General features: G+C 57.3%; 15 protein-coding genes. 5 read left to right on the plus strand and 10 right to left on the minus strand.

Features of this window, described 5'->3' with window-relative positions; translation table 11 throughout:
• On the plus strand, positions 1–886 hold an 886-nt coding region (groEL, locus tag JNL86_10805; GenBank protein MBL8043394.1), incomplete at its 5' end, for a chaperonin GroEL.
• Here groEL and JNL86_10810 read toward each other — a convergent pair.
• On the minus strand, positions 883–2,697 hold the full coding sequence (locus JNL86_10810; protein MBL8043395.1) for a hypothetical protein: 1,815 nt from the start codon (positions 2,695–2,697) through the stop codon (positions 883–885). The two genes, groEL and JNL86_10810, sit on opposite strands and share 4 nt — an antisense overlap.
• A 70-nt stretch (positions 2,698–2,767) precedes the next feature.
• Here JNL86_10810 and JNL86_10815 point away from each other — a divergent pair, with 70 nt between their 5' ends.
• The 4 genes from JNL86_10815 (at position 2,768) to JNL86_10830 (ending at position 9,181) form a co-directional block, all read left to right on the plus strand.
• Positions 2,768–5,044 carry a hypothetical protein gene (locus JNL86_10815; protein ID MBL8043396.1) on the plus strand — a complete coding sequence of 759 codons (2,277 nt, stop codon included), beginning with the start codon at positions 2,768–2,770 and terminating at the stop codon, positions 5,042–5,044.
• A 155-nt stretch (positions 5,045–5,199) separates the two neighbouring features.
• Entirely contained in the window at positions 5,200–6,321 is a 1,122-nt protein-coding gene (locus JNL86_10820) for a Fic family protein (protein MBL8043397.1), read from the plus strand.
• A gap of 243 nt (positions 6,322–6,564) precedes the next feature.
• Positions 6,565–7,920, plus strand: a complete 1,356-nt coding sequence (locus JNL86_10825) for a hypothetical protein (protein MBL8043398.1) — start codon at positions 6,565–6,567, stop codon at positions 7,918–7,920.
• Positions 7,921–8,494: 574 nt separating this feature from the next.
• The gene (locus JNL86_10830; protein ID MBL8043399.1) at positions 8,495–9,181 is read left to right on the plus strand and encodes a type 1 glutamine amidotransferase domain-containing protein; all 687 of its coding nucleotides are present in this window, start codon (positions 8,495–8,497) and stop codon (positions 9,179–9,181) included.
• A gap of 100 nt (positions 9,182–9,281) precedes the next feature.
• On the opposite strand, the gene JNL86_10835 is transcribed toward JNL86_10830, so the two are convergent.
• The 9 genes from JNL86_10835 to JNL86_10875 form a co-directional block, all read right to left on the minus strand.
• Positions 9,282–10,460: a glycoside hydrolase gene (locus JNL86_10835; GenBank protein ID MBL8043400.1), complete on the minus strand. Its 1,179-nt coding sequence runs from the start codon at positions 10,458–10,460 to the stop codon at positions 9,282–9,284.
• A 320-nt stretch (positions 10,461–10,780) separates the two neighbouring features.
• On the minus strand, positions 10,781–11,557 hold the full coding sequence (locus JNL86_10840; GenBank protein ID MBL8043401.1) for a CBS domain-containing protein: 777 nt from the start codon (positions 11,555–11,557) through the stop codon (positions 10,781–10,783).
• Positions 11,558–11,617: 60 nt separating this feature from the next.
• A complete protein-coding gene (locus JNL86_10845; protein ID MBL8043402.1) occupies positions 11,618–13,225 on the minus strand; it encodes a ferredoxin--nitrite reductase in 1,608 nt (535 codons plus the stop codon).
• On the minus strand, positions 13,222–13,419 hold the full coding sequence (locus JNL86_10850; protein ID MBL8043403.1) for a hypothetical protein: 198 nt from the start codon (positions 13,417–13,419) through the stop codon (positions 13,222–13,224). Before JNL86_10850 ends, JNL86_10845 begins: the two co-directional genes overlap by 4 nt.
• A gap of 50 nt (positions 13,420–13,469) precedes the next feature.
• Entirely contained in the window at positions 13,470–13,910 is a 441-nt protein-coding gene (gene cynS / locus JNL86_10855; GenBank protein MBL8043404.1) for a cyanase, read from the minus strand.
• Between the two features lie 51 nt (positions 13,911–13,961).
• The gene (locus JNL86_10860) at positions 13,962–14,792 is read right to left on the minus strand and encodes a formate/nitrite transporter family protein (GenBank protein MBL8043405.1); all 831 of its coding nucleotides are present in this window, start codon (positions 14,790–14,792) and stop codon (positions 13,962–13,964) included.
• A 303-nt stretch (positions 14,793–15,095) separates the two neighbouring features.
• Complete coding sequence (gene glnA, locus JNL86_10865; GenBank protein MBL8043406.1) at positions 15,096–16,505, minus strand: type I glutamate--ammonia ligase; 1,410 nt, start codon at positions 16,503–16,505, stop codon at positions 15,096–15,098.
• A 51-nt stretch (positions 16,506–16,556) separates the two neighbouring features.
• On the minus strand, positions 16,557–19,241 hold the full coding sequence (gene glnD / locus JNL86_10870; protein ID MBL8043407.1) for a [protein-PII] uridylyltransferase: 2,685 nt from the start codon (positions 19,239–19,241) through the stop codon (positions 16,557–16,559).
• Positions 19,242–19,243: 2 nt separating this feature from the next.
• Positions 19,244–19,582 (minus strand): P-II family nitrogen regulator, encoded by a 339-nt coding sequence (locus tag JNL86_10875; protein MBL8043408.1) that lies wholly within the window; start codon positions 19,580–19,582, stop codon positions 19,244–19,246.
• Between the last annotated feature and the right edge of the window lie 42 nt (positions 19,583–19,624).

A 19,624-nucleotide genomic window follows, 5' to 3' on the forward strand; every position in this document is an offset into this window, starting at 1 on the left:
AGTCGAAGGCGAAGCGCTCGCCACCTTGGTGGTCAACAAGCTCCGCGGCACCCTCAATGTGTCGGCGGTGAAGGCCCCGGGCTTCGGCGATCGCCGCAAGGCCATGCTGGAGGACATCGCGATCCTGACCGGCGGCCAGGTTATCTCTGAAGACCTCGGCCTGAAGCTCGAGAACGTCAAGTTGACGGATCTCGGCCGCGCCAAGCGCGTCACGATCGACAAGGACAACACCACGATCGTCGAAGGCCATGGCGACCCGAAGAAGATCGAAGGCCGCGTGAAGCAAATCAAGGCCCAGATCGAAGAGACCACGTCGGACTACGATCGCGAGAAGCTCCAGGAGCGGCTGGCAAAGATCGTCGGCGGTGTGGCCGTCATCAATGTCGGCGCCGCGACCGAGACCGAAATGAAGGAAAAGAAGGCGCGCGTGGAAGACGCGTTGCACGCCACCAAGGCGGCCGTTGAAGAAGGCATCGTTCCCGGCGGAGGCACGGCCTATCTGCGCTGTCTCAAGGGCTTGGATTCCCTCAAGGACCTGCCCTTGGAGCAGAAAGTCGGCGTGGACATCGTGCGCCGCTCGCTCGAAGAGCCGGTTCGTCAAATCGCCGCCAACGCGGGAGCCGAAGGTTCCGTGGTGGTCGGCCGCGTCCGTGAGGACAAGAATCCGAACGGCGGCTACAATGCCGCCGCCGACGAGTACGTGGATATGATCAAGGTGGGTATCATCGATCCGACCAAGGTGTCGCGTTGTGCCTTGCAGAACGCCGCCAGCGTCGCGGGCTTGATGCTGACGACCGAAGTCATGATCACGGAGTTGCCGGAAGAGAAGAAAGAGCCTGCCGGTGGCCATGCTGGTCACAACCACGGCATGGAAGGCATGTACTAAGGTTTCCGTTTCTTCTTCGCTGTCGAAGACCGGTCCGGCGGTGGCCCCGCCGGACCGGTCTCTTTTTCGAGCCGAGACGGGTGGCGGCGGGAGTGGCCTTCCGCCGCCACCAACACCGCTGACAAAAGATCAGACGTTTCCGGGTGGTAAAACAGCGACCGGAACGTATGATGCACTACCGCCGTATGCCGCTGCCGATCAGCCAGAAATTCCTCCAGCGCCGCTTCACGCGACTCCGCCTGATACCCCATTCGAATCGCACAACGCTGTAATTCTTCGTTGCTGTCGGGGAGCGCGTGCGTCTGCAAATCATGCATCATCTGCAATTTGTGTTCGACGTCCCGTAGGAACCAATAGGCTTCAGTCAGCCGTTGTTGATCCTCGTCGTTCACAAACTGCTGTCGGCAAAAACGGTGGAGCGCCCCCACGGTCTTGCGATCGAGGATTTCCGGAACGGACCGGCCGATCAATACCTGAATCGTCTGGACGAGGAACTCGATCTCCCGGATACCGCCGGTCCCCAGCTTTACATTTCGATGCTGATGGCCACGCATGGCGATTTTTTCATCGATCATTTCTTTGACGGAACGCACATCGCGAATCACCGCGAGCGCCCGCTCCCGCGTCAATGGATGGGGGTCCGGTTGAAAGACGAAGCCTTCCGCCATCTGCACAAACGCCTGCCCGACGGCAGGTGAACCGGCCACCGGCCAGGCTTTCAGCAGGGCCAACCGCTCCCACACCTGCCCGCGCTGTGCATAGTACTTCGCATACGCGTCCACCGACCGCGCCAGCTGTCCGACGGTTCCCTCGGCGCGGAGCCGAAGATCCACGCGAAACACCGCGCCTTCGCGAGTCTGTTCGGCCAGGGCTTTCGTCAACGACCGCGCGAGCATTTCAAAATATTCTTCATTGGACAGAGGCTCGATGCTGGCCTGGCGATGGCCTTTTCCCTTGCGCGTTTCGCCGTCTGCCGATGCATACACATAGATCAGATCGACGTCCGAGCTGTAATTCAACTCATGCGCGCCCAGCTTGCCCATGCCGATCACGACAAATTCCGTTTCCTCCCATGTGCCATCCGCGCGTTGATGCATCGGCGTCCCGTGCTGAGCCTTGAGATCCTTGTCAACAATCTCGTAAGCCGCATGGATCAGCACCGACGCGAGATCGGACAATGATCCGACGGTCTCCTCAACGGTGGCCAGACGGAGAAGATCGCGCACACCGATGCGCAACATTTCGCGCCGGCGCACGCGCCGCAAGACGTCCAGCTTCAATTCCACGGCTTTGAGCGAGCCAAGATTCTGGCGAAGCGCCGCAACCATGCCCGCCCTGGTCGGAGCCGTCGTTAAGACATCTTCTTCCGCCAGCCAATAGATCAACATCGGATCGCGAATGAGGGCAAAGGCAAGCGAATCGCTGTTCCCGAAGATCGTGCAGAGCAGGCCCAGCATCCTGGGCGAGGACTGGAGGTATTGGAGCAACGACGCGCGATTGACGCCCCCCGTGAACAACCGTTCCCAATGATTGAGGGCTTGGTCGGGATCGGCCGTTCGGGCAATTTCCGCCAATAGCATGGGCAGGATCGCGGCCAACAGTCGCCGGGTGTGCGGCTCCCCCGCCATGCTTTGAATATTGGCATCCGCCTCGGCCGGATGCGTGACACCGTAAGGGGTGAGAATATGCGCCACCTGCTCCGGTTCAAGACCGGACGCGACCAGGAGGGGTGTCGGATCCGGATACGCGCGAGGAGCAGAAGCCTCGGGACGCGGAACAGGCCGGTCCTGCTGTGGCGGACGTCGTGTCATGGCGCCGCATTATACTGACGCAATTCTTCCGGTACAACGAGCCCACCTTCAGGTATACTCCACGGGAATCATGCCGCACGCGAACGTCGATCGCGACCAACTCCTCGCCACCTTGGCTCCACTCTGCCCGGGCATCGAGGCCGACATCCTGCAAGACTTCACAACCAGGATGGATCAGGATTATTTCGCGGCATTTCCTCCCAAACTGCTCGCCAGCCATGTGGCACTGGCCGCACTCCTAACGCCCGATCATCCCTGCGAAATTCGATTCACGAAACTTGACCGTACACGGTGGACCATCACCATCGTCGCCTACGACTACTTCTCGGAATTCGCCACGATCTGCGGCCTCCTCTCAGCGTTCGGATTAAACATCGAAGAAGGCCGCATTTTTACCTCCGCGGAAAGCGAACCGGCACGGTCAGGTCGCTCGAGCACACCGTATGGCACACGTCCCAGGCCGCAGGGCCGCCCGGGACTCACGAGAAAAAAGATCGTGGACGTCTTCACCGTCACTCTCACAGAGGGAGATCCGTTCACCGCCGAAGACCAGAAGCGGCTGGCCGAACAACTCTCACGCATGATTGTGCTGCTGGACAGGAACGAATTCGACGAGGCGCGTCAGCAGGTCAATCGGCAGCTCATCGAACACCTGGGCAAGCAGCGCAGTTCCTTCAGCGGTCTGCTCCACACCGTCCACATCACCTTCGATAACAGCCAGTCGCCCGCCGATACCATCATGGACATCCGGTCGGACGACACGCCCGCTTTTCTCTACGCCTTCGCCAATGCACTGGCCATGCGCAACGTCTACATCAGCAAGGCCCAGTTCGCCATCGAAGAGGGGAAGCTGCACGATCGCTTCTACGTCAGGAACCGCTTCGGGCAGAAGCTGCTCGATCCGGCCGACCAGGAACAGCTGCGCCTGACTGCCGTGCTTATTAAACAATTTACGCACGCGCTGACCTGGGCGCCCGATCCGGCCAAAGCGCTGGAATCGTTTGATCAGTTTCTTGATCTTGTCTTGGAAGGCTCGCGGCAGGCCGGAAAAAAACAGGCGTGGGATTTCATCAACGACAAGAAGACGTTTCCACTATTAGCGCGACTGCTCGGCGCCAGCGACTTCTTATGGGAAGACTTCCTCCGGCGGCAGCACGTCAATCTGCTGCCGCTGCTCAAGGACTATCACGATGCGCCACTCATCAAACCACAAGCCCTCTTGCGCAAGGAGCTGAACCGCGTCATCGCCAAAGCCAAGACCGCTGAAGCCCGCAAGGAGGCGCTCAACCGCTTCAAGGATCAGGAACTCTTCCGCATCGACATGAAGCACATCGTCGAACCTGGGACGAACCTCCCAGACTTCTCCCTGGCGATTTCCGAACTGGCTGAAGTCATCGTCGAGCGCAGCCTGATCGACTGCCAAGCTAAGTTGACCAAACTTTACGGATCGCCTCGTCTCGCCAATAAAAAGCCCTGCCCCTTCGCCATTCTCGGCGCAGGAAAATTCGGCGGCCGGGAACTGGGGTATGCGTCCGACATCGAAGTGTTGTTTGTCTATGGCGGACCGGGGCGTACGAGCGGGAAAGAAGGCGTCGAGAACAGCGAATACTTCGAACGCCTCGCACAGGAATTTCTGCAATGGATCGAGGCCAAGCAGGAGGGCATCTTTCATATCGACGTGCGGCTCCGTCCCCACGGCGGCAAAGGCTCGCTCGCCAATGCCTTCGACGAAGTCTGCAAGTACTACAGCGCCGACGGCCTGGCGGCGCCCTTCGAGCGGCAGGCGCTCATCAAATTGCGCCATATCGCGGGAGACGCCGCCCTTGGCAAGAAGGTCGAGGCCCATCGCGACAGCTTTGTGTACAGCGGCGCTCCCTGGGATCTTGCGACCGCGATCGATCTGCGTCGACAACAGGTCAAGCAACTCGTCGAGCCAGGACAGATCAACCTCAAACACAGTCACGGCGGCATTGTCACATTGGAATATGCGATCCAATACCTCCAGGTCATGCATGGCCATCGCGTTCCAAGCCTACGCACGCCGAACACACTCCGCGCCCTTGCCGCCCTCATTGAGGCAAGCCTCATCCCCCGCGCGACCGGTGAAAATCTCCGCAAGTCCTACCTCTTCATCCGCATGCTCATCGACGGCCTCCGGATGGTGCGAGGTAACACGAAGGACCTCGTGCTCCCGCCACCGGAGTCTGACGAATTCATCTTCCTCGCCCGCCGGGTCGGCTATCAAACCGAAGATTGGCAAGCCGGGGCAAAACACCTGCTCTCGGACATCGAACAGCACATGACACAGAATCGAGACTTCTTCGAGAAAATGTTCGGGAAGGTGTGAGCCGGCCACGCCACCACTATTTTATTTCATAGACACTTACTCAGTCAGATCTGCAAAGAACCCATCCCGCTCCCCTCCCGTGTGAGTTATAGGAAGGCCTTCTATAACTCACAAAATTGGGTTACTATGAGCCATACGAAAGACCGGTATTGCTCATGACCTGGAATTGGCAGCAAAAGCAGTGGCCAGCTTTTACATACAAAATAGAGGCATTGGCTACGCATGAAACTCGCTTCCTGCACGAAGCAGGAATAGTGCATGGTGCCGTCAAGCATTTGACCGGAGAGAACAAAACCCGCTTGATAATTGAACTCATCAGCACTGAAGCGGTGACGACATCAGAAATCGAAGGGGCGATACTCAATCGGGATTCCGTGCAATCATCGCTTCTTCGGAACTTCGGACTCGAAACGGACAATCGCAAAATTCCCGCTGCCGAGAAAGGCATCGCGGCAATGATGACTGATCTGTACCGTCACTACCACACCCCCCTGTCCGAGACACAATTATTCACCTGGCATGAGATGCTGACACAAGGTCGAAGAGATCTGAACTGCATTGGGGGCTATAGAAGACATGCAGACCCCATGCAGGTCGTTTCAGGTCCCATCGGCAAACCAAAAGTTCATTTCGAAGCGCCGCCGGCGAGAACCATGACGGCGGAGATGAATCGGTTCCTTACCTGGTTTAACAACACCTCGCGCCAAGCACCACAGCCACTCCCAGCTTTGACACGCGCAGGAATTGCGCATCTCCACTTTGTGTCGGTACATCCATTCGAAGACGGCAACGGGCGGATTGGACGGGCACTGTCCGAAAAGGCACTCGCCCAATGTCTCGGCCAGCCGACATTGATTGCCCTCTCGCACACGATCTGCAAGCACCGCGCGGCATACTATGCGGCCCTCGAAGCCAACAACAAGCATCTGGAAATCACCGAGTGGCTGATCTATTTCGCCCGGACCGTATTAGATTCACAGCGCTACACTCAGCGGCTGATCGATTTTCTCATTGAGAAAACCAAGCTCTATGACCGCCTCCGAGGCCAACTCAATTCTCGGCAAGAAAAAGTGCTCGCACGAATTTTTCGGGAAGGGCTTGAAGGTTTTACAGGTGGACTCAGTGCGGAGAATTACCTGAAGATTACCAACACCTCCAGAGCCACCGCCACAAGAGACTTACAGGATCTTGTGGAGAAGGGAGTGCTCCGAAAAACCGGCGAACTAAAACACACCCGGTACTGGCTGAGTATGCTCGACGAATCGAGCGAGCCCTGATGGGGCAATGCATGGTGGGTGGTGATCCTAAGAATCTTGTGCTTCCGCCGTTCGATGCTGATGAGTTCATCTCCTCGCCCGCCGGGCCAGCTATATCACCAAGGGCTTTGAGGCAGACCGCTGCTGCCTCTCATTCATTTCTCATTCATTGGAACAGCAATTACATATTGAACCTGGAGGTAGTAATGGCCAAGAGTTCTTCTTATTAGCAGTAGGCAATTGTAGCAATAGGGACAAAGCAATATGCCTGTCAATTACGTTATTACACTTGTACACGGGACATTTGCTCAAAACGCTCGTTGGACACACCCTGAGTCTATCTTCTCAAAGAAGCTGCTCGAATGCTTAGATGGGGCATCAGTTGTACTGATTCAATTCAAGTGGTCGGGTTTGAATTCTTCAGTGGCTCGCAGGAAAGCTGCTGTTCGGCTTCGGAGACAACTTATAAGCAACGGACACACCTATCCGGAAGCTCGTCATTTAGTTATCGGTCACAGCCATGGAGGAACAATTGCTGTTAAGGCAGTTGGAGAGATGGAGTCGGTATCCAACATCGTGAATGGCATTGCGACACTGAGTACGCCATTCATTCACGCTCAGGAGCGATCTGCTGATTATTGGGATTATGCAAAGATTCTTCACTGGGCCTATGGTCTGGTTTTATCATTCTTCAGCAGTGTTGGCATGTTTGAACTTCTTGGAAAGATAGAGCCCACTATCGAAACATGGGGGTTGTCCTGGGAACTAGTGGTTGTCCTAGGGACTCTGTCTCTGGGGGGAATGGTCACCCTGCATCTTTCCAAGATTGCAGCTAAATGGACTCTTCGATGTAGTAAAATTGTCCGATCAGATCTCGATTGCGAACCGCCACAGGCCCTCAACCTCTTGATCATTCGTTTTTCTGGAGATGAGGCCTCTTCCCTGCTCGCCATCTCTCATTTCTTTTCGTGGATCGTGGGGCGACTCTGGCGCGTCATGGGAATCATATTTTCGCCTTATCGGAGGCTTTTACAGTTTGTGGATGCTAGTTGGAAACGCCAGTTGATTCTGGCCTCTTCGCTTGTCTTTACTTGGGATGCCTTCTACTGGTCTCCCTATCCCCTTTCCGATGGTCATTCGTATTCGAGCTTGTTTCTCCGTAATGTCGATAAGACGATTAATGATTTCTTTACACAGCTTTGGGAAGGTTTTTATCAATCTGCCGAATTTATCTTCGCTTTGGCGGAGCCAGGGGAATTTCACGTGGAGCACCTAGGAGGCATACTTTTTTTCAGTTTCGTTCTCCTAGGTGCTGTCGTCATGGCAACCGCGGTCTGTGTATGTTGTTTATTAGGGTTGCTTTTTGCCATCTTGCTGCCCTTCGGGCCGTCAACGGTTTTGGCAAACATATTGGCAGAGGTTTCAGTGGAACCTGTTCCTAGAGGAGTTTGGGCTGTTCATCAGTTTGCTTCAGCCGGTAGTATTCATGAATCGTTGACCGGACTTGCACACAGCGCCAGCTATCATGATCCGAGGGTCATATCACTTATAGCGCGTTGGATCAAAGGGGAGGACGGGAAAAAGTTGACCAGGGCAAGGCAGAATCTACCTGACTTGTAAATAAGGTGGTGGTATCCCTACCCGACCATCACCGAATAAAAGAGCGGCTTCTGAAGTCGTTGAGAGTTCTGGCCGTGCTCCTGACAAAAGCGTTGAATGGTCTAGGCCGCACAAATGCAAAAGATTCTTTATCCGGGATCAATCTTTAAAAACCACGGGAGCGAGCGGTAGGCCAACCTTCTTCAACTCTAACTTCCTGAGGAACGCCCGGCCACCCGACTTGAGCATCCGCCAGACTTGCGCAACAAACCGAATTCAGGATCACCAATACACTTGCACATTGATTCCAAGTGGACTGTGAGAGCATCGATGCATTGTCATCCTGGAAGGAACCAAAAAGATCGGAAGGCATTTCCTCCAACATCAATCTCGGTACCCCCCTCGCTACAGGTCCTGATAGCTTTGGACAGCAGCAAAGCATGCCGTTGCTACTTGCATCCACCACTCAACCATCGTCAGCCTAGCCTCTCTCGTTAGAACGCATTCCGCTTATAAGCGCAGGCAAGCACTTGTGATCAGCCATGACCTTGTAAGTTGATCTTCTCAACCGATCCTGAAACAGAAGGGACTCCCCATGCCGAAGAAAATCCTGGTGGTGCTGACGACGACGGAAAAATATCCGAACCTGAACAGAGCGACCGGCATTTGGCTCGGAGAGGCGGTGCACTTCGTCGAGCGGGTGGAACGAGTCGGTTTTGTCGTGGATTACGTGTCACCCACCGGAGGCTATACACCGATTGATCCCCACAGTCTGGCCATGGCGGAGCCCATCGATTGGGAGTGGTACCACAATCGCAAATTTATGGACCGTCTCGGCGCGACGCTCAAACCCGCTGACGTGAACCCCGACGACTACGCCGTCATCTATTTCGTAGGCGGGCATGGCGTGCTCTGGGATTTTCCTGACAATGCCGAGTTACAAGCCTTGAGCCGCAAGATTTACGAGAAGGGTGGGATCGTCTCCTCCGTCTGTCACGGTGCCGTCGGCCTGCTGAACATCACTTTGTCAAACGGAACATCGTTGATCAAGGGTAAGCAGGTTACGGGTTTCTCCGATGAGGAGGAGCGGTTGGTCCAACTCGATCAGTACGTGCCGTTCCTAACCGAGACAGAGCTGAAGAAACGCGGTGTGGTATACAAAAAAGCGGACAAACCATGGGAAGCTTTTGCCGTGGCCGACCATCGCGTGATCACGGGGCAGAACCCTGCTTCCGGTGGCGCCGTGGCTGACTTAGTTATTCAAGCCCTGACCAATCGATGACCGCTCGGCATGACCGGGATACACACTCATCGCCCTCATGGCTTGGTGGTCGGTGCCTGACTTGCTGATCACGCCGCCAATTGCTTCTGCCCAACAGCCACTACTCCACGCACCCGTGATAGGCTTTCGGGCAGGAGGCATCCAATCCCCCGGCTGGACTTCCCTGCAGCGGTAGCTGTCGCATCTGTTCCAGCACCTGCTGGAAGTGGCCCGGTGCGCGCGTCCAGAAGAGGTAGTTCGCCCGGAGCCGGTCACGGCCAAACGAGAGCAGTTCCGCAATGGTCGGTATCCGCCCCTTCCCGTCGTGCCTGGTGTTGTCGTAGTTCGCCTGCATCACCGAGGGCGTCAGCGGAATCACGCCGGACATTTGGGGGTAATAGAAGTAGATGCCCTTGGGTTTGTTCGGGTGATCGAAGTTCAATCCCGGATCGTCCAAAAAAATGTCCGGCCCGCCCAACCCGGTGCCGATCGTGCGCATGTGGTCGATGAAGCCAGGCAACATCTCACGCGGATAGTTCACAAACTGGTAGGTCAAGGTATTGGGAAAGGCGGCACGCATCTGCCGCTGCACGTCCAGCAGATTGTCGTAGAACTTTTCGGTGTCGTGACTGGACAGAAGTTCAATCGGCTGCCCCAAGGCGGTTTCCGGTAGCCCGATGCCTTCGAAGTTCGCGTGGCCGTTGAAGCGCTTCCCCAGCTCAGTCAGCAACGCCACCAGCCGGTCGTGTACACCTGAGTTCCAGAGTTTGAGATTGTATCCGCGCGGAGCACTCTGCCCATACGTGCTGAAGGGAAAGGCACCGCCTTCGTAGACTTCCGTTCGCATATAGGTCGGCACCGGCAGGATTTGCGGATTGAACGACTTCAGTTCCAGCAGAATGACCAAGTGTTTGTTTAAGGGAGCGAGTTCTGCGAGTATTTTTTCAACCCCTTTGAAATCGTAACGGCCTTCCTCCGGTTCCAGTTCGGGCCAGGGAAATCGCATTTGCAGACCACGTAGCGCGGGAGTCGCCTTCAACTCGGCATAAACCTGCGCCATGATGGTCGGATTCGACCGCATGAAGGTCATCGGCGCGTAATAGTGCCCCGGATGCCACTTCACCACACCCGGCTGCGTCGGCACATCAGCGGCGTTCCCTACGTCCCCCCCCATCCACGCCCCTGGCAGGCTCACAAACGTGAAAAGACTCAGGCTGAGAAGCAGCGGCAGCGTGTTTTTCCCGGAGAGGACAGACAAGCCTCCTTTACCTGGAGCCAATCCATTTTCTAGGTCGTGCATACGTCTCCTTTCCGAGCAGGTATACCGCGTGTGAGAGACCGCGATGGTTCTCACGAGAGGCGCCATACTAGCACGGGATTCCTTGTCGTACTGTCCTGCGTGGTTCCGTCTGGATGTAGTAGGAGGCACGAGGAAAATCGGCCCCCTCTCCTCGACTGCAGAGTGAAGCCGACCGAACGAGATGGATACCAAGTCAGCAGGACACGAGATGCGGGAGTATCAGGAAGGTGAGCTAAGCGGTCATAACGTCGGATACCTTTAAGGACCGCACAGACCGGCGGCGCTCTCACGCCGCCGGTTCGGTGCACAGAACATCGCGACTACAATTCCAGCATCTTCTGGTAGGCGCGCAGTAGATCTCCAACCGACAACACGCCGATAATGGTGCCGTCTTCCGTAACCGGTAGATGCCGGATGCCTTCTTTCTTCATCAGCCTGAGCGCTTCCATCAACGGCTCGCTATCCTCGATGGTGACGACGGACTTGCTCATGCACGACAGCACAACGGTCGTGTTCGGATCCAGCCCCTTCGCGACCGCTTTCCGGCTCAGATCCGTATCGGTGATGATGCCGATGTAGCGCGAGCCGTCATCGACCAGCAAGGAGCCGATCCGCCACTTCTGCAGCAATCGTCCCGCCTCTTTGATCGAGGCGCTCTTGTGCACACTGCGGACCTCTGCCGACATGAACTCGGCCACCGTATGCCCATCGATCCGCTCGCCCAGAGTCCTCCGCCAATCCCGGCCGGCCCTCGTCGCCTTTCTCAACTCAAGTTGAGCCAGACAACTTTCCAACACCTGCTTCCGTTGATGCAGGCTTTCTCGCTCCACATTGTGCGTCCCAGCCTCCTGAGCCTCCTCCGGAAGAATCGCCGCTTCACCAAGCTTGGCATAGTGATAGGCTTCGAGTTCCTCAGACGCTCCGCCGAAGGTTTCGCTGAGCACCTCTTCAGCCTGCTCGTCAAAACTGTCCAACGATGCCGCCGTCTTACGTCGCGATAAAAATGGCTGGAACGCGGCCAATGTCTCGCGGATTTCCTCTATATGCCGGCTGAGCAGATCAGCCGGATCCTGACTCGATTTCGCTCTCTTGGCCATGCTGCCTCCTTGTTGAGGCAGAGAATAACTCAACTCCAGCACCGGCTCAAGTCTCACGACCTATGCCGGAAACGGTTGCGGCGTCAGACCTGACACGGCACCGGACGCTTCATTGCCGGAAGCCGCCGGCTTGCCCGAACCTGCCGGTTTTGGCGCAGCTTTCCCCCGCACACGATGCATTTTCTCCCGTGTATGGTACGGCATGAGGTTCTCGAGGACCGCCGGCAGTTTGTCGCAAGGGACATCTTCCATGATCTTGGTCGCCAATTTGGGATCAGGCCCCGAACGACCGCCGACAAAAATATCGACCGCGTCGACGACCTTGCCTCCGACTCTGGCTTTCTTACCCAGAAGCCCGATATCTGCCACCAGGTGATTGCCGCACCCGGCCGGGCAGCCGGACCAGTGCAAGGTAATCGGCTTCAGCCCCTCGCCCAACTTACGCTCCAGCACCCGGGCCGTCTCCACGGCCCGGCTTTTTGTTTCAATGACGGCCAGATTGCAATAGTCGCTGCCCACGCAACTCACCAGGCCCTTGTAGAGCGGCGACGGATTGTACGCAAATTGCTTCACGAGCGGCTCCTCCGCCAATTCGCCCACCACACGGTCGCTGATGTGCGGGATCACGAAGGCCTGCCCGGGCGAAAGCCGCACCTCACCCGTCCCGTAGCGATCTGCCAGCGCGGCGATGTTGCGCACGTCGCCCGCTTTGATCCGCCCCACCAACACTTTCAAGCCGATATAGTTCAAGCCACGTTGTTTTTGGCGAAAAATGCCGATGTGATCGCGCTCGTCCGCCGCCCTGGCATCCACTCCAGCCGTCGGTAGGGCACGGCCCATACGCGCCTCCACCTCATGCCGGAGCCGGGCCTCGCCCCAGGCGTCGACCAGAAATGCGAGGCGTGCTTGGGTGCGATTCTCACGCGGGCCATGATCACGATAGATGTGCAGCAGCGTCCGGCATACGTCGAAGGCTTCCGCAGGATTCACGAACATATCCAGTGAACTCGCGATGCGATATCCGCCGGAACCCAACTTGCCCCCGACCAGCACGTTGTAACCGAAACATTTGTCGTGGCCTAAGTCATGATAAGCAGGCACCAGCGCGATATCTTGCGTCTCCGTATGCAGGCAATTGTCCGGGCAGCCCGTCACCGCGATGTTGCACTTCCGCGGCAAGTTCGTATAGGCCGGGTTGCCCAACACTTCCTGATTGATGGCGCGAACGATCTCCGTCCCATCCAGCAATTCATTCGGATTCAAGCCCGCCACCGGGCAGGTCATCACGTTGCGCACGCTGTCCATGCCGGTTTGCATCGACGTCAGGCCGGCCTCCTCGAGCTTGGCAAACACTGCCGGCACATGGGCAATCGTCAGATGGCGGAGTTGCACTTGTTGCCGCGTGGTCACATCGATGACACCATTGCCATAGGCGAGAGCGATGTCCGCCAGCGTTTGGAGTTGACTCGACGTGGTTTGGCCGCCCGGGATCCGCACCCGTAACATGAAGAAACCCGGCGTGGGATTCCGCAGGAACAGGCCGTACCACTTCAGCCGTTGAATATCGTCTTCGGGAATGGCTTCCCACCCTGCTTGCGCGTAGTGCGCAAGCAGGTCGCGCACCGTCAGTCCATCCCGTTCCGACTTGATTGCCTCAATCTTGTTCATATCGTGCTCCCCAATGCGACGGAATAGTCCAGACCTGATTTTCTCAACACCACTGCGCCCTCTCGACTCAAACGATCCACCACCAGCAACACCTGCGAGGCGCTCAGACCGGAGAGGGCCATCAATTCTTCGAATGATTGCGGCGCCTGCCGCCTGAGCAGCGTCAGCACTGCGGTTTCTTCATTCGTCTTCATGTGGTCCTCCTTCGTCTGAGTGCCGCTTCAGCGTCACATTGGTGGTCTACTTAGAATGTCTTGTACTCAAGCCACTTGCCGTTCAACGTGATCTTGCAGCGGGCTTCCCCCTGACTGCCGGTGACTTTTTCCATGTCCAGCGTAAAATCGATGGCGCTCATAATCCCGTCGCCGAACATTTCATTGGCCATCTCCCGCAGGGAGTCACCGTAGACACCGATGACTTCCATCAGGCGATATTTGAACGGATCCGTGAGATTCGGGAAATCCGCGCGGACCGGAAAGGCGCTCAGAGCCGCCACTTGATCCTTACTCAACCCCAGCAACGTGCCGACTTTCGCCGCCTCGGACGGGGCGAGGCGGTGATTGCCGTTCAACGCCGCCGCCACAAATGTCGGATTCTTCCCGACCGTTTTGGCCACCTCGGCAATCGTCACCTTCTTTTTCAACCGTTGCGCCTTGATCCCCTTCCGCATCGCGTCCTTCTCCATCATGTCCTCCTGTGATTGATCCGCCTGCACTGATACGCTCGCCACTCTGCCCTACGACCCGACCGCCGCCGATGTGGCCGGTCGAGCTACCGGCATCACCGGGGCTTCTGCCACACGATAGGGACTCACCATCCAGTACAACCCGCCGACAAACACTCCGCCGCCCACCAGATTCCCCAGCACGACAAACAGCTGGTTGTACCAAAAGGCCGTCCAGGTCACGGCTGCGTCATGCGGCAGAAACAGCGCCATACCCAGCAAGGATTGATTCGCAACGCTGTGCTCAAACCCCGTGCCGATGAAGGCAAACAGACACCAAAAAATCAGCAGGATTTTCGCAGTATCATTCGTCGTCCGCCCCGTCATCCATACGGCCAGGCAGATCAGCCAATTACAGAGAATGCCCCGCACGAACAGTTCCCAGGCAGGCAGCAACATTTTGACCGCCGCCACTTTCTCAATCAGTTCCGCAGATGGCCCCTTCGCAAACACCCCTGACTGGACGATCAACCAGGCCAAGCCCAACGATCCCGCCAGATTTCCGATCCAGGACCAGGCATTGAGTTGAATGACTTGTCCCCAGGACAGGCTTCGTGACAGGCCACCGATGACACCGATCAAGTTGTTGCCGGTGAACAGCTCGGAGCCCGCAAAAATGACCAGCGTCAACGCGATACCGAATGACACGCCCATGATCAGTTTCACCACCGGAGAGCCAGCCGCCGCCAACGGTCCTCCGAGACTGAAGATCAACGCGATGCCGAAGCCGAGGTAGATCCCGGCCAAGGCCGACAGGATGAAATACCCGCCCGGCGCTTGTTCCAGAAACGCCCACTTCTTTGCCGCCACCCCTGCGATCCGCTCATGATCCGCTGTGTGCATGAGACTCTCCTTTGGTGATCCGTCAGCAAAAAAAAGACGCCCTCTTCCCTGTGGAGGGAGGAGGACGTCTTTGTCCTGTTCAACGAGGGGGCGATCCTCGACTGCTATTTGTGCGCCGACTTCAACGTCGGCAGAAACAAAAACGGCGTCCGCCACTCTTGAAAGAATGACGGACGCCATTGTCCGTGTACCGTATGTAGTGCAGGTTCGATATCAGGCGTCGTTGCCTACTCTCACCCACTCCCTGCATGTATACCATCGCCTCCCGGATTCGTCAAGCGCCCTTGACGAAGAGGCCACAGGCTACACGTCGTAATACAGGAAAAACTCATACGGATGCGGCCGCAACCGCATGGTATCGACTTCCTTGGTCCGCTTGTATCCGATCCACGCCTCGATGAGGTCCTCGCTGAACACCCCGCCTTTGAGGAGGAACTGATGGTCCTTCTCCAGATGATTGAGCGCCTCGTCAAGGCTGCCTGGCATGGTGCGGATCTTCGCGGCTTCTTTGGCTTCGAGATCGTACAGATCCTTCTCAGCCGGCTCTCCCGGATTGATCTTGTTCTCGATGCCGTCCAGACCCGCCATCAGCATGGCCGCAAAGGCCAGGTACGGATTGGCAGCCGGGTCCGGGAAACGCACTTCGATCCGCTTCGCCTTCGGGCTCGGGGAGTACATGGGAATACGAATACCAGCCGACCGGTTACGGCTCGAGTAGGCCAACAACACCGGCGCTTCAAATCCCGGCGTCAATCGTTTGTATGAGTTGGTCGACGGGTTGGTGAAAGCCGCCAGCGCGGGCGCGTGCTTCAGAATGCCACCGATGTAGTGCAGGCACATCTGCGAGACGCCGGCATATTCCTTCCCGGCAAACAGCGGCTTGCCGTCCTTCCAGATGCTCTGGTGGGTGTGCATGCCCGATCCGTTATCGCCAAAAATCGGCTTCGGCATGAAGGTCACCGTCTTCCCATGGCGACGCGCAACGTTCTTGACGATGTACTTGAACATCATCATTTTGTCGGCGGTCCTCAGAAGGCTATCGAAGCGAATATCGATTTCCGCCTGCCCCGCCGTCGCCACTTCGTGGTGATGCTTTTCGGTGGCGATGCCCGCTTTTTCCATTTCCAAAATCATTTCCGTGCGGATGTCCTGTTGCGTATCCGTCGGCGCAACCGGGAAATAGCCTTCCTTGTGCCGGATCTTGCCGCCCAGGTTGACGCCCTCCTGCCCCATGTTCCACACGCCTTCATCCGAATCGATGTGGTAGTAGGCACTGTGGTTCGTCTGGTCGTAGCGGGCATGGTCGAAAATGAAGAACTCGGCTTCAGGCCCCCAGTAGGAGGTGTCGCCGATCTTAGTACTCTGGAGATACTTTTCCGCCTTCTGGGCGATAAATCGCGGATCGCGGTCGTACATTTCGCGCGTGATTGGATCGACCACATTTCCGATCAGGCTCAGGGTGGGCACGGAGCAAAAGGGATCCATGCAGGCGGTTGCCGGGTCCGGCACGAGCAGCATGTCGCTGTTGTTGATCGCCCTCCAGCCGCGAATCGACGACCCGTCGAGTCCGGATCCGTCCTTGAACAGGCCCTCGGTCAGCTCACTGACAGGAATTGTAAAATGCTGCCAGGTGCCGATCAGGTCGACGAACTTCATGTCCACGACCTGGACCTTATTCTTCTTTGCAAAATCTAACACCTCACGAACGTTCATCCCCCTCCTCCTTTCAACCGCCGATAAAAGAACTAGTCCACACCCTGTCGCTTACGCCGCATGAGCCCCAAGAAACACTTCAATCTCATTGAGAATCGACGCCCGGATCGTTTCCAGGCGACCGGCCTCTTCCACCTTCTTCCCGTCCACACCGGTCACATAAAACACGTCGGCCACCTGATCGAGCCGGGTGGAAATCCGGGACGCATGCACCGACAAGCCCAATTGAAAAATGGCATTCGTGATAATGTACAGCAATCCCTGCCGATCATCCGCAAAAACATCAAGAATCGTAAACCGGTCGGATGTCTCGTTGTCGATGCGGACTTCCGCCGGTTGCCGATGGGCGGGCAATGATCGACCCAAGTGCAAGCGGGCACCGCGCCGCATCACGGCGTCGATCGATTGGCGGCCGGTCAACACCTCGACGATCGTCGCGCCGATGGATTCGCATCGCTCCGCCGGCGGAGCGCCCTGATAGTCGGGGTCGGCAACTTGGAAGGTATCGACGACAACGCCGTCTTTCCTGGTCACAATCTGCGCGTCCAGAATCTGCAACCCGCCTGCCGCCATCACCCCGGCAATTTTTGAAAACAATCCCGGGATGAGATCATTATGCGCAATCACGGCATATTCGCAGGTGCCTAACGGAGCATTGAATTCCGTTTCGACCACCACCCCGCCATCCTGCAGACGGCGGACGGCGCCAAGGTGAGCGGCAATGCGCCGGGGGCTCGTACCGTAGGCATACCGTAACGGAAACTGTTCGAGTTCCGAGCGGATCCAGGTTTTGTCGGACGGGGAATTGTGATCTCCCTGCGACTGGGCCGCCACTTCATCCGCAATGCGCGCCAGCCGCTGCGGCTCATCGGCTGTCTCGCGCTCGCCGGACACTTCCTGCATCGCCCGCAGATACAGTTCAACCAGGAGGGACTCTTTCCATTTCGTGAGCACATCAGGACCGACGGCGGCGATGTCCGCGGCGGTCAAGGCCAGCAATTTGCGCAACACTTCCGGCGTGCCGACTTCGCGCGCGAACGGCAACAGCACCTTTTCATCGTAGGGATCGCGGCGGAAAGCGGTATGGGCCATCAACAAATGCCGATGGACCAGCATGATCAGCGTTCGCGATTCCCGCTCATCGAACCCCAGGCGCGCCGCCGTTTCCTCCGCCAACCGCTTGCCGACTTCACTATGGTCTTCTTCATGGCCCTTCCCCAGATCGTGAAGAAGCAGGGCCAGATGGAGCAGATCTTTCCGCTTGATCTCCCGATACACCTCTCCGAGTACGCCCGCATGATCGGTGAGCGCTTCCGCTTTCGCCACGGCCAGGAGACTATGCTCGTCAACCGTGTACTTGTGATACTGATTGAATTGCATCAGCCCACGGACACGCGAGAACGCCGGCACCAACTTCTCCAGCAGATGCGCACGATGCATCGCCTCAAGGGTTTTGGCCGTACCAGGTCCAGCTAGGATCGACAGGAACGTGCGTCCGGTCTCCGGCGTATGAAACTGCTCGACGGTGAGGGTTTCGGCATGCCGGTGAATGTCTTCCAGAAGAGAGGGATCAATACTGAGCTTGCGCGACCTGGCGAGATTGAACAGGGTCAGCAACAACGACGGCTGCCCCAGCACCTGGGAACGCAGTTCAACCGGGACGGTCAACGCCTCGCCATCGACGGCGAAATACTGGTCGATGCGGGGAGACGGCAGCCATCGCACGATTCGCTGCCAGAGCGAGCGGCGGCGGCAGCGTTCGACAAATCGCATCAAGGCCACATGCAGCCCCATCGTATGCCGATAGTATTGCTGCATGAACTGCTCAACCGCGAGCAAATGCGGCTGGTCGGCAAAGCCCCAGTGTTTGGCCAGCCAGACCTGTTCATCAAACGTCAGAATTTCCTGCGCCATGCCGGCTCGAATATGCAGAAATGAACGGACCCGCAGCAGGAACTCACGCGCATCCTTGATCGCGCGATAGTCCGCTTGGGACAGAATGCCGCGGTCGGACAATTCTCGGATGGTGGGCGCCTGAAATCGCGCTGAGCCGATCCATTGCAGCAAATGCAGGTCCCGCAACCCGCCTTGGCTCTTCTTGACGTTCGGCTCGAGCAGATAGACCGTCTCGCCGAACTTCTGGTACTCACGCTGCCGTTCAGCCACCTTCTGGTCGAGATACCCGTCAAATCCGCTCGACACGACCTTGCGCACATACCGCGCATGAAATTGCTGAAAGAGCTCGGGGCTTCCCGCCAGAAACCGGGCCTCCATCATGGAGGTACGAACCGTCAGATCAGCCAAGCCCAAATCGATACAATCCTGAATAGTTCGCACGCTATGACCGACCTGAAATCCGATGTCCCACAGCGGATGCAGCACCTGCTTCACCAACTCGGGGATCACCTTGGCCGCATCCTGGTGAAAGAGGAACATCAGGTCGATATCGGAGTGCGGCGCCAATTCCCGCCGACCATAGCCTCCGATTGCCACGAGACAGCAATGCTGAAATCCGGCCGTGGTCAGCGCCTCGCCGCCGGTTCGCGCCGCAGTTCGGTATCGGCCGACGATCAATCCATCGACCAGATCCGTGGTGGCTGCGACCACCTCGTCACCGGACGCCCCGGCCAACAACCGCTGCTGAATGGCCTGGCGCTGTTCAGCCAGTAGTTGGGACACCACAATGGGAGCCGCGTCGCGCACCAACTGCGAATTTGCGTCCAACGCCTGCGACATACCTAGAGCGCGCTTTCTCCCGTTTCGCCCGTCCGAATTCTGACGGCGGAGGTGAGTTCCCGCACGAAGATCTTTCCATCGCCAATGCTGCCCGTTTTCGCCGCGCGCGTAATGGTTTCGAGCACGCGCTGAACCTGCCCGTCATTCACCGCCACTTCAATTTTGACCTTGGGCACGAATTCAATGGTGTACTCCTGGCCGCGGTAGGTTTCCTTGTGCCCCTTCTGGCGGCCAAAGCCCTTCACCTCCGTGACCGTCATGCCCTGGATCCCGATTTCAAGGAGGGCGTCTTTCACTTCGTCGAGCTTGAACGGTTTGACGATGGCTTCGATTAATTTCATCCTTGCCTCCTGAGACCGCCGACCGCCCTCAGTCGATGGCGT

It is taken from the genome of Nitrospira sp. (assembly GCA_016788885.1).
In the GTDB taxonomy this organism is placed as follows: Bacteria; Nitrospirota; Nitrospiria; order Nitrospirales; family Nitrospiraceae; genus Nitrospira_A.

What these genes read in the sequence shown, in the direction of transcription:
- JNL86_10810 (MBL8043395.1), bottom strand. Translation starts at nt 2,697, where the DNA reads ATGACACGACGTCCGCCACAGCAGGACCGGCCTGTTCCGCGTCCCGAG.
- JNL86_10815 (MBL8043396.1), top strand. Translation starts at nt 2,768, where the DNA reads ATGCCGCACGCGAACGTCGATCGCGACCAACTCCTCGCCACCTTGGCT.
- JNL86_10820 (MBL8043397.1), top strand. Translation starts at nt 5,200, where the DNA reads ATGACCTGGAATTGGCAGCAAAAGCAGTGGCCAGCTTTTACATACAAA.
- JNL86_10825 (MBL8043398.1), top strand. Translation starts at nt 6,565, where the DNA reads ATGCCTGTCAATTACGTTATTACACTTGTACACGGGACATTTGCTCAA.
- JNL86_10830 (MBL8043399.1), top strand. Translation starts at nt 8,495, where the DNA reads ATGCCGAAGAAAATCCTGGTGGTGCTGACGACGACGGAAAAATATCCG.
- JNL86_10835 (MBL8043400.1), bottom strand. Translation starts at nt 10,460, where the DNA reads ATGCACGACCTAGAAAATGGATTGGCTCCAGGTAAAGGAGGCTTGTCT.
- JNL86_10840 (MBL8043401.1), bottom strand. Translation starts at nt 11,557, where the DNA reads ATGGCCAAGAGAGCGAAATCGAGTCAGGATCCGGCTGATCTGCTCAGC.
- JNL86_10845 (MBL8043402.1), bottom strand. Translation starts at nt 13,225, where the DNA reads ATGAACAAGATTGAGGCAATCAAGTCGGAACGGGATGGACTGACGGTG.
- JNL86_10850 (MBL8043403.1), bottom strand. Translation starts at nt 13,419, where the DNA reads ATGAAGACGAATGAAGAAACCGCAGTGCTGACGCTGCTCAGGCGGCAG.
- cynS (MBL8043404.1), bottom strand. Translation starts at nt 13,910, where the DNA reads ATGGAGAAGGACGCGATGCGGAAGGGGATCAAGGCGCAACGGTTGAAA.
- JNL86_10860 (MBL8043405.1), bottom strand. Translation starts at nt 14,792, where the DNA reads ATGCACACAGCGGATCATGAGCGGATCGCAGGGGTGGCGGCAAAGAAG.
- glnA (MBL8043406.1), bottom strand. Translation starts at nt 16,505, where the DNA reads ATGAACGTTCGTGAGGTGTTAGATTTTGCAAAGAAGAATAAGGTCCAG.
- glnD (MBL8043407.1), bottom strand. Translation starts at nt 19,241, where the DNA reads ATGTCGCAGGCGTTGGACGCAAATTCGCAGTTGGTGCGCGACGCGGCT.
- JNL86_10875 (MBL8043408.1), bottom strand. Translation starts at nt 19,582, where the DNA reads ATGAAATTAATCGAAGCCATCGTCAAACCGTTCAAGCTCGACGAAGTG.